This is a genomic window from Streptomyces sp. P5F9 (genome assembly GCF_057961495.1).
Map to the genome: position 1 here is coordinate 1 of NZ_JBXVPZ010000964.1, position 1,044 is coordinate 1,044.

Below are 1,044 nucleotides of genomic sequence, written 5' to 3' on the forward strand. Positions count from 1 at the left end.
CCTCTACCGCCCCCATCGCCCGTACCTCGGACGGGTGAGCCCCCAGGGGTAAACCCGCAGTACGTGTCAGGCGCTCGTCCACCTTCAGGAGGTGGAGCCAGCCCCACCCCTACAACCTGAGGCGGAGTCTGCTTCGGGACCTGCGGCCGATCCGGAGGAGTGGGGGTCACTCATAGCGTGGAGCCATGACCACAGCAGTCTGCACCAGCGCGTCGAACGCCGCCGCACGGGCCGCCGCCGGAGCCGCCACCAGGCCTGCCGCCCGGCCCGCACCCAGGCCGGCCGCACGGCCTGCCACGCGGACCGTCACCCGGCCCGCCGCACGGGCCACGCAGACCCAGGCCCAATCCCAATCCCAATCCCAACCTCAGGCCCAGACCGGGACCCAGGTCCCGGCCCAGACGCTCACGTACCCCTCGTTCTCGTCGTACATGAGGGCCAGGCAACCCGTGCTGCTGCGCACCGCGCGGTCGCTGACGGCGAATGCGTGTGACGCGGAGGACCTGTTGCAGACCGCGCTGACCAAGACGTATGTCGCCTGGGAGCGGATCGAGGACCACCGGGCGCTGGACGGCTATGTCCGCCGGGCGCTGCTGAACACGCGGACCTCGCAGTGGCGCAAGCGCAAGGTCGACGAGTTCGCGTGCGACGAGCTGCCCGAACCGGAGACGGCCGGCGGCTCGGAGGACCCGGCCGAGCAGCAGGCGTTGCACGACGCGATGTGGCGGGCGATCGCGAAGCTGCCGGAGCGGCAGCGGGCGATGGTCGTCCTCAGGTACTACGAGGATCTCAGCGAGGTCCAGACGGCCGAGGTGCTCGGGGTGTCGGTGGGCACGGTGAAGTCGGCGGTGTCGCGGGCGCTCGGCAAGCTGCGCGAGGACCCGGAGCTGGTTCTCGCCCGCTAGAGGTCAGGCCGTTGGAGGTCAGTCGGGCGTCAGATTCAAGTCACCCGGCTGTCGGCTTCAAGTCACCCGGCTGCCGACGAAGCCACCGCAGCCGCAGCCGCAGCCGTAGCCGCAACCCCGCCGTAGCGATGCCCCCGGC

At 71.1% G+C, this 1,044-nt stretch carries 1 protein-coding gene; it reads left to right on the forward strand.

From position 1 onward, the window contains the following. Window positions 1-185: 185 nt before the first annotated feature. Window positions 186-905 carry a SigE family RNA polymerase sigma factor gene (locus AC31A1_RS51830; RefSeq protein WP_489659982.1) on the forward strand — a complete coding sequence of 240 codons (720 nt, stop codon included), beginning with the start codon at window positions 186-188 and terminating at the stop codon, window positions 903-905. The last annotated feature ends 139 nt before the right edge of the window (window positions 906-1,044 follow it).